Raw genomic sequence first — 14,755 nt, 5'->3', positions numbered from 1 at the left:
AAAGCGATCGTGGTGCCGGGGACCGGACTCGAACCGGCAAGCCAGTTAAGGCGGCGGATTTTCGTCACACTGCTTCTTTCAAAGCCGGCGTCGCGGATGCGATGCCGTTCGTGCGCTGGACTATGCCTTCACCGTCGCGCGCGGGCGTGCCTGCTGCCCATGCGCCTTAGGCGCCCCCCGTCTAGTCTCTACACCTTCCTCGCGGATGCCGCGAGGCTTGGCTCGGCGTTGCCTCGATGCGCGCATCAGGGGTTTCGCCGAATTTGAAGGGTTCTGCACCGACCGTTTCCGGCCGGGCACTCAATCTTTTAAGTCCGCTATGTTTACCAATTTCATCACCCCGGCAAGAGGGCGGACGCGATTCTACCATTGCTTGCGCATGCGTTCCCTTATTCTGCGCCGCCGCATGGCGACATCTCCCGGCGCCGCCCGGATTCATCCCGTGCAATCGACGCCGTAACGGCGCCGCCCGCGATTTTCTCCCGCGCCGCAACATCCCCGATACAATCGAACCCGCGTCGTCCGGCGGCCCCCATCCGTCCGATGTTTGTGTCGTGCTTTTTTGCGAAACAGGCATCGCTTGCGTCATCGCGAAGTCACAAACGTTTTCGATAATTTCCCTGCCGAAAACGTTTACATCGCGCTAGTTAATGACCTCGACCATCAAGGACGTCGCTGCCCTCGCGGGCTTCTCGATCGCCACCGTCTCGCGCGCGATCAACGCACCGCATACCGTCAGCCCCGCCACGCTGCAGACAATTCGCACCGCGATCGACACGCTGCAATTCCGCCCGAGCCCGCTCGGCCGGCAACTGCGCGGCGAGCGCACGCGGCTCGTCGGTGTCGTCGTGCCGACGCTGTCGAACCCCGTGTTCGCCGACTGCCTGCAAGGCATCGACGAACTCGCGACCGCGGCCGGCTTCAAGCTGATCCTGATGACGACCGAATACGACGCGGCGCGCGAGCGTCACGCGATCGAGACGCTGCGCGAGCAGCGCGTCGAAGGGCTGATCCTCACCGTCGCCGACGCGGACACGCACCCGCTGCTCGACATGCTCGACCACGAAGGCCCGCATTACGTGCTGATGCACAACGACACGCAGCGCCGCCCGTCGGTATCGGTCGACAACCGCAGCGCCGCCTATGACGGCGTGCGGCTGCTGACCGCGCGCGGTCACCGCCGCGTGCTGATGCTGGCCGGCTCGCTCGCCGCGTCGGATCGCGCACGCCAGCGCCATCTCGGTTATGCGCAGGCACTCGAGGAAAGCGGCGTCGCCACGCTGCCGCCGGTCGAAGTCGACTTCAACGCGCCCGAGCTGCCCGATGCGGTGCTCGCGCATCTCACCGCACACGCGACGCGCCCGACCGCCCTCTTCTGCAGCAACGACCTGCTCGCGATGGTCGTGATGCGCGGCCTGCGCCGCGCGGGTTTCTCGATCCCGGACGACCTGTCGGTGCTCGGCTTCGACGGGATCGCGATCGGCGAATTGCTCGCGCCGCCGCTCGCGAGCATCGCGACGCCGAACCGCGACATCGGCCGCCACGCGTGGCAACGCCTCGTCGAATGCATCGGCGGCGCGGCGATCGAACGGTCGTCGCTGATCCTGCCGCACGTGGTGCGCGACGGCGCAACCGTCGCCCCGCCGGCCACCGACCTGCAACTGCGCAAGGCCTGAACGCGCGCACCGCCCCTGACCGCCTCACCCCAGCGCCTCACCCCAGCGCCTCACATTCGCCCGGAGACCTACCGTGTCCTTTCGCCTGACCTCGCTGCTGCGCGCGCTCGCAGCTCCCGTCGCCTGCGCCGCGCTCATCGCCGGCGCGCCCGCCGCCCACGCCGACGAAACGGCGATCTGCTACAACTGCCCGCCCGAATGGGCCGACTGGGCTGCACAGATCGCCGCGATCAAGCAGAAGACCGGCATCCGCGTGCCGTTCGACAACAAGAACTCGGGCCAGTCGATCGCGCAGCTGATCGCCGAGCAGAAGAGCCCGGTGGCCGACGTCGTCTACCTCGGCGTGTCGTCGGCGTTCCAGGCGAAGGACAAGGGCGTGATCGCGCCGTACAAGCCCGCGCACTGGAACGACATCCCCGCGAACCTGAAGGACCCGCAAGGCTACTGGTTCGCGATCCACTCGGGCACGCTCGGCTTCTTCGTGAACAAGGACGCGCTCGACGGCAAGCCGGTGCCGCGCTCGTGGGCCGACCTGCTGAAGCCGGAATACAAGGGCATGGTCGGCTACCTCGACCCGTCGAGCGCGTTCGTCGGTTATGCGGGCGCGGTCGCCGTGAACCAGGCGCTCGGCGGCAGCCTCGACAACTTCAAGCCGGCGCTCGACTGGTTCCGCAAGCTGAAGGCGAACGCGCCGATCGTGCCGAAGCAGACCGCGTATGCGCGCGTGCTGTCGGGCGAGATCCCGATCCTGCTCGACTACGACTTCGATGCGTATCGCGCGAAGTACAAGGACAGCGCGAACGTCGAGTTCGTGATTCCGAAGGAAGGCACGATCGCGGTGCCGTACGTGATGAGTCTCGTGAAGGGCGCACCGCACGACGCGAACGGCAGGAAGGTGCTCGACTTCGTGCTGTCCGACGAAGGCCAGAAGCTGTGGGCCAACGCGTACCTGCGCCCGGTGCGCGCACAGGCGCTCGGCGCCGACGTCGCGTCGAAGTTCCTGCCGGCGAGCGAATACGCCCGCGCGAAATCGGTCGACTTCGGCAAGATGGCGGCCGGCCAGCAGGCATTCGGCCAGCAGTACCTGCAAGTGATGCAGTAAGCGCCAGGACGCAACCGATGCTCGACCTGACTTTCCCGCTGCGCTGGCGCGTCGCGCTCGTCGCGCCGGCGCTCGCGGTGTTCACCGCGTTCTGGCTGCTGCCGATGGCGGCGCTCGTCCGGGTGTCCGCCGACGGCGCATTCTTCCCGCACTACGCGGCCCTGCTCGGCAATGCACGCTACATGAAAAGCCTCGGCGAGACCGTCGCGCTCTCCGCGGGTGTCACGCTCGCGACGCTCGCGCTGTCGACCGTCTCGGGCCTCCTGCTCGCGCGCCGCGAATTCGCGGGCAAGCGCGTGCTGCTCGCGCTGCTCACGTTCCCGCTCGCGTTCCCGGGCGTCGTGGTCGGCTTCATGGTGATCATGCTCGCCGGCAGGCAGGGGCTGATCGGCATGCTGTCCGCGAAGCTCACGGGCGACAAGTGGGTGTTCGCGTACTCGGTCGCGGGCCTGTTCGTCGGCTACCTGTATTTCTCGATTCCACGCGTGATCGTCACCGTGATCGCGGCCGCGTCGAAGCTCGACGCGTCGCTCGAGGAAGCCGCGCGTTCGCTCGGCGCGTCGCCGTGGCGCATCTTCGTCGACATCGTGCTGCCGGCGCTCGCGCCGGGGCTGATCGCCGCGGGCGCGATCTGCTTCGCGACCGCGATGGGCGCGTTCGGTACCGCATTCACGCTCGCCACCGACCTGAACGTGCTGCCGATGACGATCTACACCGAGTTCACGCTGAACGCGAACATCGCGACGGCGGCCGGCCTGTCGATCGTGCTCGGCATCGTCACCTGGGCCGTGCTCGCGCTCGCGCGCCGCTTCACCGGCCACACCGCCGCCGCCGCGGCCTGAGGATTCCCGCATGCAATCGCTTTCCGGCTCTTCCGCACCGTCGCCTTCACCGGCACCGGCTCCCGCGCAGGCGAACGGCATCGCCCGCCGCGCACCGCGCGTCACCGGCGCGCGCATGATCGCCGCGCTGCAATGGGGCGTCACGCTGCTGCTGTGCGCGTTCCTGATCGTGCCCGTCGTGATGTCGGTGCTCGCGGGCCTCACCGTCAACTACTTTCGCGGCCTGTCGAGCGGCCTCACGCTGCGCTGGCTGGAACAAGTGTGGCAGCAGTATCACGGCTCGGTCGCGCTGTCGCTCTACGTCGCGTTCGCGACGCTCGCGATCGTGCTCGTCGTCGGCGTGCCGGCCGGCTATGCGCTCGCGCGCAGCAAGCACCGCGTCGCACGCGCGATCGAGGAGGCGCTGGTGCTGCCCGTCGCGCTGCCCGGCCTCGCGTCGGCGCTCGCGCTGCTGGTCGTCTACGGCGGCTTCACCGCGTTCCGGATGAGCCTGTGGTTCATCGTCGCCGGCCACGTCGTGTTCACGCTGCCGTTCATGGTGCGAGCGGTGGCAGCCGTCGCGGCCGGTGCCGACCTGCGCACACTCGAGGAAGGTGCGGCCAGCCTCGGCGCATCGTTCGTCACGCGCTTCGTCACGATCGTGCTGCCGAACCTGCGCCCCGGCATCGTCGCGGGCGCGCTCGCGGTGCTCACGCTGTCGATCGGCGAATTCAACCTCACGTGGATGCTGCACACGCCCGACACCAAGACGCTGCCGGTCGGCCTCGCCGATACCTATGCGTCGCTGCGCCTCGAAGTCGGCAGCGCGTACACGATCCTGTTCCTGCTGATGACGCTGCCGCTGCTCGTCGCGATGCAGTGGCTCGGCGTCGATCCATCCGGCACGCGTGCGCTCAAGAAGCGCCCGCGCTGAATTTCTCGCAGACATGAAACTCGATTCCACTCCCATCACCCTGACCCGCTGCGCGAAGACCTTCCGCGGCACGCGCGTGCTCGAACCGCTCGACCTGTCGATCGGCGCGGGCGAAACGCTCGTGCTGCTCGGGCCGTCGGGCTGCGGCAAGACGACGACGCTGCGCCTGATCGCGGGCCTCGACACGCCGGATGCCGGCGGCACGATCGCCTTCGGCCATGACGACGTCACCGCGTTGCCGATCGAGCGCCGGCAGGTCGGCATGGTGTTCCAGAACTACGCGCTGTTTCCGAACCTGACGGTGCGCGGCAACGTCGGCTACGGGCTGAAGATCCGCAAGACCGAGCCGCGCGCGCTGCGCGCGCGCGTCGACGAGCTGCTCGCGATGATGCGGCTCGACGCGCATGCGGACAAGCCGGTCGACCAGCTGTCGGGCGGCCAGCGCCAGCGCGTCGCGCTGGCCCGCGCGCTGGCGGTGCGGCCGCGCGTGCTGCTGCTCGACGAGCCGCTGACCGCGCTCGACGCGAAGCTGCGCGACGTGCTGCGTCGCGAGATGAATGCGCTGCTGCGCGAGCTCGGCGTGACGACGGTCTACGTGACGCACGACCAGGCCGAAGCGATGGAGCTCGGCGACCGGATCGTCGTGATGGGCGCGGGCCGCATCGAGCAGATCGGCACGCCGCGCGACATCTACTACCACCCGGCGAACCGCACGGTCGCGCAGTTCATCGGCACGCTGAACCGGCTCGCCGGGCAGTGGCGCGACGGCACGCTGGTGACCACGGGCGGCGCGGTCGCCACGCCGCACGCGGCCGACGAATGGTTCTTCCGCCCCGAGGATGCGCAACTCGCCGATCCCGCGCATGCGCCGCTGCGCGGCGCGGTCGGCGCGTGCGCGTTCCTCGGCGAACGCACGCGGCTCACGATCGAGCACGCGGCCCCCGATGCGCTCGTGATCGACGTGCCGGGCCGCATCGCGCTCGCACGCGGTACGGCGGTCGGCCTCGCGATCGCACCGGAAGGCCTGATCGCGCTCGGTGCGTAATCCATCGTTCGGGCATCATTCATGCAGCCCCCCACCGCGACGCGCGACGCCGCCGCGACAACAACCAGACGATTCCGAGGAACGACGATGCTGCTTGCTCAAATCAGCGATCTCCACATCAAGCGTCCGGGCCAGCTCGCGTACCGGCGCGTCGACACGGCGGCCGCGCTCGCGCGCTGCATCGACAGACTGAACGCGCTCGTGCCGCGCCCCGACGCCGTGCTCGTCACCGGCGACCTCACCGACTTCGGCCACGATGAAGAGTACGGCAACCTGCGCGGGCTGCTCGCGGCGCTCGAGATTCCGTACTACCTGATGATCGGCAATCACGACGACCGCGCCGGGCTGCGCCGCGCGTTTGCCGATCGCGCCGAGCTGCAGGATGGCGAATTCGTGCAGTACGCGCTCGACGTCGGCGCGGTGCGCGTGCTCGCGCTCGATTCGCAGGTGCCAGGCGCAAGCCACGGCGACCTGTGCGACGCACGGCTCGCGTGGCTCGCCGCGCAGCTCGACGCCGCGCGCGACCGGCCCGTGATTGTCGCGCTGCATCACCCGCCGTTCGCGGCGGGAATCGGCCACATGGACAAGCTGCGCCTCGCGCCCGCCGCCGCCGCGAAACTCGACGCGTTGCTGCGCGCTCATCCGAACGTCGAGCGCGTGCTGTGCGGCCACGTGCATCGCACGATGTTCACGCGCTTCGGCGGCACGCTCGCGTCCGCGGTGCCGTCGCCCGCGCATCAGGTCGCCTTCGACCTGCGAACCGACGCGCCGTCCGCATTCCGGCTCGAGCCGCCGGCGTTCGCGGTCCACCGCCATGCGCCCGATACGGGGATGACGTCGCATCACGTGTATGTCGATGAAGGCGCCGGGCCTTATCCGTTCTACGAGCCGACGGGCGAGCTGGTCGATTGACGGGGTGAAGCGCGCGCGATGACGGGCGGTTTGCCGGTTTGCCGGTTTGCCGGCTTTACCGGTCCGCCGCGCGCCCGGCAGGATTCACGCCGCTCCGGTATGATCGGCAGCCTTGACCGGCGCCCCGCGCGCCTGCGCACCCGATGCGTGCGCCGCGCGCCGCGCCGCCCCACTCCGTCCGCGCAGCCATGTCCACCGCCCCCACCGACCATCCGACCGACGCCGCCTCGCCCCACTATTCGCGCAGCCTGCTGTTGCTGCTCGCGACGATCGCGGGCGTATCCGTCGCGAACATCTACTACAACCAGCCGCTGCTCGACAGCTTCCGCTCCGCGTTTCCCGACGGCGCTTCGTGGATCGGCGCGGTGCCGACCGCGACGCAGCTCGGCTATGCGGCCGGCATGTTCCTGCTCGCGCCGCTCGGCGACCGCTTCGACCGCCGCCGGCTGATCCTGATGCAGATCGCCGGCCTGTCGGTCGCGCTGATCGTCGCGGCCGCCGCGCCGTCGCTGGCCGTGCTCGCCGTCGCGAGCCTCGCGATCGGCGTACTCGCGACGATCGCGCAGCAGGCCGTGCCGTTCGCCGCCGAGATCGCGCCGCCGGCCGAACGCGGGCACGCGGTCGGCACCGTGATGAGCGGCCTGCTGCTCGGCATCCTGCTCGCGCGCACCGCCGCCGGCTTCGTCGCCGAATATTTCGGCTGGCGCGCGGTGTTCGCCGCGTCGGTCGCGGCGCTCGTCGCGCTCGCCGCCGTGATCGTGCTGCGGCTGCCGCGCAGCTCGCCGACGTCGACGCTGTCGTACGGCAAGCTGCTCGGCTCGATGTGGCATCTGGCGGTCGAACTGCGCGGGCTGCGCGAGGCGTCTTTGACGGGCGCCGCGCTGTTCGCGGCATTCAGCGCGTTCTGGCCCGTGCTCACGCTGCTGCTCGCCGGCGCGCCGTTCCATCTCGGCCCGCAGGCAGCCGGCCTGTTCGGGATCGTCGGGGCGGCCGGCGCCCTCGCGGCGCCCTACGCGGGCCGCTTCGCGGACAAGCGCGGCCCGCGCGCGATCATCTCGCTCGCGATCGCGCTGCTCGCGCTGTCGTTCGTGATCTTCGCGCTGTCGGGCTCGAGCCTCGTCGGGCTCGTGATCGGCGTGATCGTGCTGGACGTCGGCGTACAGGCCGCGCAGATCTCGAACCAGTCGCGCATCTATGCGCTGAAGCCCGAGGCGCGCAGCCGCGTGAACACGGTGTACATGGTGTGCTATTTCATCGGCGGCGCGCTCGGCTCGTCGGCCGGTGTGGCCGCATGGCACGCGTTCGGCTGGATCGGCTTGTGCGCGACCGGGCTGGCGTTCACCGCGCTGGCGGGCTGGTTCCACCATCGCGGCGGCCGGCGCGGCTGAACGCGACCGGCCACGGCAGCGTCACGCGTCGGTGCGGGGCGCTGCCGGTTCGGCGGCGGGTGGCGGCGCGAACGCCGGCGCCGGATCCACGACCCCGGCGGGGTCCATCACGGCAGCCGGGGTCGGCACGGCCAGCGGAACGGCGGAAGGCGCCAGGATCGGCGCCGCATCCGGCACCGCGATCTGCTCGGGTGCGGACGCAGCCTCCGCCACCGGCGTGGCCGCCGCGGCCGCCGAACCGGCGGCTGCCGCGCGCGCCGCGGGCCGGCGCGCCGGATCGAACACGAACGACAACCCGACGCTGCCGAGGATCGCGACGGTCGCGACCACGGTCGCCATCGTCACCGGCTCGCCCAGCAGCAGCGCACCGAGCGCGACCGCGACGATCGGGTTCACGTACATGCAGCTGCTCGCGATGATCGGGCTCGTGTGGCGGATCAGGTAGCCGTACGCAACGTACGCGGCCATCGTGCAGAACACCATCAGGTACAGGAACGCGAACACCGGCCCCACCATCACGTGCTCGATGCGCTCGCCGATCAGCCAGGCAACGAGCGTCGAGATCATGCCGCCCAGGCCGATCTGCAACGACGTGGACAGGAACAGGTCGGACGGAAGCTTGAGCCGCGTCGCGAGATGCGCGCCGCCGGCCCAGAACAGTGCGCCGGCCAGCACGCAGATCGTGCCGAGCGCCGAATTCTGCGCGGCCGCGCCGCCAGAATTCAGCACGACGATGCCGACCATCCCGAGCGCGACGGCCGCCCACTCGCCTTTGGTGACCGGCCGCCCGGCGACCGCCGCGATCACGGTCGCGAACAGCGGCACCGTGGCCACCATCACCGCGGCCGAGCCGCTGCTGACCGAACTGATCCCGAGCGCGATCGTGCCGGACGACAGCGCGACGAGCATCGTGCCGACGATCCCCGCATTGCGGATTTCGAGCGGCGTCGGCCATTCGGGCTTGCGCCGCAGCGCGAAGATGAACAGGCCGATCCCGCCGAGCAGGTTGCGCAGCCCCGACAGCAGCAACGGCGGGAACGACTGCAGCGCGAAATGCAGGCCGCTGTAGGTCGAACCCCAGACGAAATAGATGAACACGAGCGCCAGCGCGACGCGGCCGCCGCGGCTTTGCGGCAGGCGGATCCGGAACGAGAAGCGGGCGAGGAAATCGAGGAGACGGTCGAGCGGCGTCATCGCGCAGCCTGCCCGCACGTCGCGCCGCGTGCTCCGCTGAAAGACGCCGGCGATGCCGGCAAACGGCCCTGGCGGGACCGGGAAGGCAGAGCGAACGTGCGGAACGACATGGCAGTGCGAACGGCGACGAAAGAGAACCGGCAGGCGGCGGCAGAGGGACAAAAAAAATGCGCGCAACCGTTTCGGCTGCGCACGCTCGGCATTATGGCATCAAGGATTCGAAAGCATCATCGGACCTGTCTGAAAGGATCGCGAATGATGTTTCCGCGCGACATTTTACGGCCGGCGGACGGGCGAAATCGGGGGCCGGATACACCGCGCGCTTGCGCTGCCGGTGCCGGCTCGCCTCCACCGCCAACGGCGATCCAGCGCGCCCGAACCAGACATCGGCCGAACGGCCAGTCCTGCACGCCAGCCACTGCTTCCCCCTTATCGTGACGGTCGACTCACGCGCCGCGCGCCCTGCGCGACCTTCCTTCAAAACCCGCACCACCCATACAAAATTTTGTATAATTCGACCATTCTTCCGCCGAAGCCGGTTGTTTTCGTCGGCAGCGCCCTCGCCGATCTTCGCGGCTTTCCGCTGCCCGCGCGACGCGAAGCCGGCCACCAGATCGACCAGGTGCAACGCGGCCTGGCGCCGGACGACTGGAAGCCGATGCGCACCGTCGGCGTCGGCGTGCGGGAAATTCGCCTGCGCGATGCGAGCGGTGCATTCCGGATCATTTACGTCGCGACCTTCGCCGACGCCGTCTACGTGCTTCACTGCTTCCGGAAGCAATCGGCGCGTACGACCAGGGCCGATATCGAACTGGCCGCCCGGCGCTATTGCGCGCTGATGATGGAGAGGAAACGATGACCAACGAACGTTACGAGAGCGTCTGGGACGCGATCGAAGGCCAGCCGGCCGAAGCCGAGAACATGAAGCTGCGCTCCGAACTGATGATCGCGCTCAAGCAGCGCATCGCGCAACTCGAACTCAGCCAGGCCCAGGCCGCGAAACAGCTGGGTGTCACGCAGCCGCGCGTCTCCGACCTGCTGCGCGGCAAGATCAACCTGTTCGGGCTCGACGCGCTCGTCAACATGGCGGCGGCTGTCGGCCTGCGCGTCGACCTCCAGGTGCGTGAATCCGCGTGATGCATCGCGGCACGCGCCGCCACCGCATGCCACGCACCGCTCACGATCCGCCGAACCAGTTGTACCCCTGATCGACCCAATAGCCGCCCGGATACGTATCGGTCACGAAGATTTCCATGATGTGCTTCGGGTTCTTGTAGCCGAGCTTGGTCGGCATCCGCAGCTTCATCGGGAAGCCGAATTCCGGCGGCAGCCGGCGGCCGTCGTAGTCGAACGCGAGCAGCGTCTGCGGATGCAGCGCGGTCGGCATGTCGATGCTCTCGTAGTAGTCGTCCGCGCACTTGAAGCCCACGTACTTCGCCCGTGTATCGGCGCCGGCCCGTGCGAGAAACGCGCCGAACGGCGTGCCGCCCCAGCGGCCGATCGCGCTCCACCCTTCCACGCAGATATGTCGCGTGATCTGCTCCGCGTGCGGCAGCGCATACAGTTCGTCGAGCGTCCACACGCGCTTGCCCGTCACGCGGCCGGACAGCACGAGCCGGTACGTCGACGCATCGACGTGCGGCACGTCGTCGATCCCGTAATACGCGTTGAACGGGAACGGTCGCGTGATGTCGGCTTCGGTGTAGGTCGGTGCGAGCCGTTCGCCGCTGAACAGCCACGCCTGCACGCGGTCGTTCATGCGCGACACCGTCTCGAGGAACGTGTTGACCGACGCGTCGTCCTTCAACGTGCAGCCGGTCAGCATCGTCAGGCCGCCGAGCGTCAGGATGCGCCGGTTGAAGAGGCGCCGCGACGGCATCTCGAGCTCGCGGCGCACGTCCAGCTCGAGCGACTTCCGGTCGAGCGTCCAGCGCGAACCCTCGCGCTTGTATTCGGATTCCGACATGATGATTTCCTTCGCCCGCGGCTCGCGGGTCAGCGGCCGCGCAGCATCGCGAGCAGCGAGCGCGGCACCAGCAGCGCCATCGCGACGTGAACGACAACGAATGCGACGAGGAGCGACATCGCCCAGAAGTGCACGACACGCGCGTTGTCGTAGCCGCCGAACAATTCGCGCAGCAGCGGGAATTGCACGGATTTCCAGATCGTGAGCCCCGACAGCACCAGCACGACGAGATCGACGATCGCGGTCAGGTAAGCGGCACGCTGCACCGCGTTGTAGACGCTCAGGTCGTCGTGCGACAGCCGTCCGCCCAGCGCGGCACGCACGTCGCGCCATATCGACGCCGGCGTGACCGGCAGCATCTTGCGCGCGAGGCGCCCCGTCGCGATCGACATCGCGAGGTAGAACAGCCCGTTGCCGACCAGCAGCCACATTGCCGCGAAATGCCATTGCAGCGCGCCGCCGAGCCAGCCGCCCAGCGTGATGCCGTGCGGAAACACGAACGGCGGATAGATCGGCGACGCGTCGTAGATGCGCCAGCCGGACAGCACCATCAGGATCGCCGCGAGCGCATTGAGCCAGTGGCTCGCGCGCACCCACAGCGGATGAATCGGGCGCGCGGGCGGCGTGGCGGTCGCGCGCCCGGTAGCGGGAACGGTTTGCATGATGAAGACTCCGGGAATGAGTCGACGAGACAGGATGCGATGCGGGCGGCCGCCGTGCGACGCACGCGCCGGCCGCGCCGCGTCCGCCTCCGTCAGTTCGACGGCGCCATCTTGTCGCCCGACGGCTTGCCCATCTCGTCGTGCGACATCGCGTCCTTCTTCATCGCGTCTTTCTTCATCGCATGCTTCTTCATGCCGTCCTTCTTCATCGCGTCATGGCCCATTGCATCCTTGGCCATCGCGTCGTGACCCATCGCGTCCTTCGACATCGACGAACCCGGCTGCGACATCGCGTCGTTCTGCGCATACGCGCCCGTGGCAATCGTGGCGATAGCGGCGACGCAAGCGGCGATCAGTACTTTTTTCATGACATCTCTCCAACACATGGGTTTAAGGAGCCGAATAGACGGACGACGTCGCGGGAAATGACAGCCGCTGCGAAAAAATTTTTTGAGGTTGCGCGAAAGCGCGCCATGTTGCACCGCTTCACCCCGGCCGGCCAAGCCGTGGGGCCATGCGGCGGCGACGCGCGCTGCCATTTCGACGGGCCATCGCACCGCCCGCCATGCTGCGGCCGCACCGGGGCAGCCGATTCTCTCCCGGTTGAAACCGCCGCGAAGCCAGTGTATCGTGTGCGCTGCTAACGCGGGGGTCCTGCAATGCGCGCGGTCAAACAACCGGCATTGCGGGTGAGAAATACCCTTTGAACCTGATCTGGATAATGCCAGCGCAGGGAAGCGTACGGATTTCGCCGCCATCCTTCTGACGAAATCCGCCGCCTCACCAAGCCTCGTCTCCTGCTTAGCTCGAGCCCCACATTCGTCAAGGGCTCCGGGCAAGCGCCGAAGCGCCTGTCCGGCGCTCATACAGGAGATTGCATGAACGCCAATCCGAAGTTTCTGTCCGCCGACGCACACGTCGACGCCGCCGCTGTCGCCCCGCTGCCCAATTCGCGCAAGGTTTATGTAACCGGCTCGCAGCCCGACATCCGCGTGCCGATGCGTGAAATCACGCAGGCCGATACGCCGACCGGCTTCGGCGGCGAAAAGAATCCGCCGATCTACGTGTACGACACGTCGGGCCCCTATACCGATCCGGACGCGAAGATCGACATCCGCGCGGGCCTGGCCGCGCTGCGCCAGGGCTGGATCGAGGCACGCGGCGACACCGAAGTGCTCGGCGGCCTGTCGAGCCGGTACGGCCTCGAGCGCGCGGCCGACCCGGCCACCGCCGACCTGCGGTTCCCGGGCCTGCACCGCAACCCGCGCCGCGCACAGGCCGGCAAGAACGTCACGCAGATGCACTACGCGCGCCAGGGCATCATCACGCCGGAAATGGAATACATCGCGATTCGCGAGAACCAGCGCCGCGCCGAGTACCTCGAGAGCCTGAAGGCGAGCGGCCCGAACGGCGCGAAGCTCGCCGCGATGATGGGCCGCCAGCACCCGGGCCAGGCGTTCGGCGCAGCGGCCTTCGGCGCGAACGCGCCGGCCGAGATCACGCCGGAATTCGTGCGCTCGGAAGTGGCATGCGGCCGCGCGATCATCCCCGCGAACATCAACCACCCGGAATCCGAGCCGATGATCATCGGCCGCAACTTCCTCGTGAAGATCAACGCGAACATCGGCAACTCGGCCGTCACGTCGTCGATCGGCGAGGAAGTCGACAAGATGACGTGGGCGATCCGCTGGGGCGGCGACACGGTGATGGACCTGTCGACCGGCAAGCACATCCATGAAACGCGCGAGTGGATCATCCGCAACAGCCCGGTGCCGATCGGCACGGTGCCGATCTACCAGGCGCTGGAAAAGGTCAACGGCAAGGCCGAGGACCTGACCTGGGAAATCTTCCGCGACACGCTGATCGAGCAGGCCGAGCAAGGCGTCGATTACTTCACGATCCACGCGGGCGTGCGCCTGCAGTACGTGCCGCTCACCGCGAACCGGATGACGGGCATCGTGTCGCGCGGCGGCTCGATCATGGCGAAGTGGTGCCTCGCGCATCACAAGGAAAGCTTCCTGTACGAACACTTCGAAGAGATCTGCGAGATCATGAAGGCGTACGACGTGAGCTTCTCGCTCGGCGACGGCCTGCGCCCCGGCTCGATCTACGACGCGAACGACGAAGCGCAGCTCGGCGAGCTGAAGACGCTCGGCGAACTCACGCAGATCGCGTGGAAGCACGACGTGCAGGTGATGATCGAAGGCCCCGGCCACGTGCCGATGCAGCTGATCAAGGAGAACATGGATCTCCAGCTCGACTGGTGCAAGGAAGCGCCGTTCTACACGCTCGGGCCGCTGACCACCGACATCGCGCCGGGCTACGACCACATCACGTCCGGCATCGGTGCCGCGATGATCGGCTGGTTCGGCACCGCGATGCTGTGCTACGTGACGCCGAAGGAACACCTCGGCCTGCCGAACAAGGACGACGTGAAGGAAGGCATCATCACGTACAAGCTGGCCGCTCACGCCGCCGACCTGGCGAAGGGCCACCCGGGTGCGCAGGTGCGCGACAACGCGCTGTCGAAGGCGCGCTTCGAGTTCCGCTGGGAAGACCAGTTCAACATCGGTCTCGATCCGGACAAGGCGCGCGAATTCCACGACGAAACGCTGCCGAAGGATTCCGCGAAGGTCGCGCACTTCTGCTCGATGTGCGGCCCGCACTTCTGCTCGATGAAGATCACGCAGGACGTGCGCGAGTTCGCGGCGCAGCAGGGCGTGTCGGAAACCGAAGCGCTGAAGAAGGGGATGGAAGTCAAGGCGGTCGAGTTCGTCAAGACCGGCGCCGAGATCTATCACCGTCAATAAGCACGCGCGGCGGTCCGCCCGGACCGCCGCGTCTCGCGCTTCGGCGCTGCGCAAGCCCGCTTTCGAGCGGGCTTTTTTGTGCGTGTGCACACCGCGTGCCTGCCGGCGCGAGGGAAACAAATGATTACGAAACCGCCCGAGCCTTAACAAGTCCTTACAGCAGCCCCATGGGACGGCGCGTAGATTGGGGTCATGCGCGGTCGCCAGCCGGTCGCGCGACCTCCGTTCACTACCACAAGGACAAC

General features: G+C 68.1%; 14 protein-coding genes and 1 riboswitch. Of the genes, 10 read left to right on the top strand and 4 right to left on the bottom strand.

Annotation, left to right across the window (positions count from 1 at the left end; genetic code table 11):
• Nucleotides 1–650: 650 nt before the first annotated feature.
• From APZ15_RS09875 to APZ15_RS09845, 7 genes are all read left to right on the top strand, one after another.
• Entirely contained in the window at nt 651–1,676 is a 1,026-nt protein-coding gene (locus APZ15_RS09875) for a LacI family DNA-binding transcriptional regulator (RefSeq protein ID WP_027787932.1), read from the top strand.
• 73 nt (nt 1,677–1,749) lie between these two features.
• Nucleotides 1,750–2,778, top strand: a complete 1,029-nt coding sequence (locus APZ15_RS09870) for an ABC transporter substrate-binding protein (RefSeq protein ID WP_021159576.1) — start codon at nt 1,750–1,752, stop codon at nt 2,776–2,778.
• 17 nt (nt 2,779–2,795) lie between these two features.
• Nucleotides 2,796–3,620 (top strand): ABC transporter permease, encoded by an 825-nt coding sequence (locus APZ15_RS09865; RefSeq protein WP_027787933.1) that lies wholly within the window; start codon nt 2,796–2,798, stop codon nt 3,618–3,620.
• Between the two features lie 10 nt (nt 3,621–3,630).
• Nucleotides 3,631–4,533, top strand: a complete 903-nt coding sequence (locus APZ15_RS09860; protein ID WP_027787934.1) for an ABC transporter permease — start codon at nt 3,631–3,633, stop codon at nt 4,531–4,533.
• Between the two features lie 13 nt (nt 4,534–4,546).
• Entirely contained in the window at nt 4,547–5,578 is a 1,032-nt protein-coding gene (locus APZ15_RS09855; protein WP_027787935.1) for an ABC transporter ATP-binding protein, read from the top strand.
• A gap of 87 nt (nt 5,579–5,665) precedes the next feature.
• Nucleotides 5,666–6,490, top strand: coding sequence for a phosphodiesterase (locus APZ15_RS09850; protein WP_021159580.1), 825 nt, complete (start codon nt 5,666–5,668; stop codon nt 6,488–6,490).
• A 188-nt stretch (nt 6,491–6,678) separates the two neighbouring features.
• Nucleotides 6,679–7,878 (top strand): MFS transporter, encoded by a 1,200-nt coding sequence (locus APZ15_RS09845; protein WP_027787936.1) that lies wholly within the window; start codon nt 6,679–6,681, stop codon nt 7,876–7,878.
• A gap of 21 nt (nt 7,879–7,899) precedes the next feature.
• Here the strand turns inward: APZ15_RS09845 and APZ15_RS09840 are convergent, their stop codons facing one another.
• A complete protein-coding gene (locus tag APZ15_RS09840) occupies nt 7,900–9,072 on the bottom strand; it encodes an EamA family transporter (RefSeq protein WP_049098321.1) in 1,173 nt (390 codons plus the stop codon).
• 505 nt (nt 9,073–9,577) lie between these two features.
• Here APZ15_RS09840 and APZ15_RS09835 point away from each other — a divergent pair.
• Nucleotides 9,578–9,931 (top strand): type II toxin-antitoxin system RelE/ParE family toxin, encoded by a 354-nt coding sequence (locus APZ15_RS09835; RefSeq protein ID WP_027787937.1) that lies wholly within the window; start codon nt 9,578–9,580, stop codon nt 9,929–9,931.
• On the top strand, nt 9,928–10,209 hold the full coding sequence (locus tag APZ15_RS09830) for a helix-turn-helix domain-containing protein (RefSeq protein ID WP_021162059.1): 282 nt from the start codon (nt 9,928–9,930) through the stop codon (nt 10,207–10,209). Before APZ15_RS09835 ends, APZ15_RS09830 begins: the two co-directional genes overlap by 4 nt.
• 40 nt (nt 10,210–10,249) lie before the next feature.
• Here APZ15_RS09830 and APZ15_RS09825 read toward each other — a convergent pair whose 3' ends face one another.
• The 3 genes from APZ15_RS09825 to APZ15_RS09815 form a co-directional block, all read right to left on the bottom strand.
• Entirely contained in the window at nt 10,250–11,038 is a 789-nt protein-coding gene (locus APZ15_RS09825) for a molybdopterin-dependent oxidoreductase (protein ID WP_027787938.1), read from the bottom strand.
• Nucleotides 11,039–11,067: 29 nt separating this feature from the next.
• On the bottom strand, nt 11,068–11,700 hold the full coding sequence (locus APZ15_RS09820; protein WP_027787939.1) for a cytochrome b/b6 domain-containing protein: 633 nt from the start codon (nt 11,698–11,700) through the stop codon (nt 11,068–11,070).
• 92 nt (nt 11,701–11,792) lie between these two features.
• Nucleotides 11,793–12,068 carry a pentapeptide MXKDX repeat protein gene (locus tag APZ15_RS09815; RefSeq protein ID WP_027787940.1) on the bottom strand — a complete coding sequence of 92 codons (276 nt, stop codon included), beginning with the start codon at nt 12,066–12,068 and terminating at the stop codon, nt 11,793–11,795.
• A 269-nt stretch (nt 12,069–12,337) separates the two neighbouring features.
• A riboswitch (TPP riboswitch) is annotated at nt 12,338–12,454 on the top strand.
• A 124-nt stretch (nt 12,455–12,578) separates the two neighbouring features.
• On the opposite strand from APZ15_RS09815, the gene thiC reads away from it, so the two are divergent.
• Nucleotides 12,579–14,510: a phosphomethylpyrimidine synthase ThiC gene (gene thiC, locus APZ15_RS09810; protein WP_027787941.1), complete on the top strand. Its 1,932-nt coding sequence runs from the start codon at nt 12,579–12,581 to the stop codon at nt 14,508–14,510.
• Nucleotides 14,511–14,755 lie beyond the last annotated feature (245 nt).

The organism is Burkholderia cepacia ATCC 25416 (genome assembly GCF_001411495.1).
Lineage (GTDB): Bacteria > Pseudomonadota > Gammaproteobacteria > Burkholderiales > Burkholderiaceae > Burkholderia > Burkholderia cepacia.
Note: the sequence above shows the minus strand (reverse complement) of the source record. Positions and strands in the feature narration are given on the sequence as shown.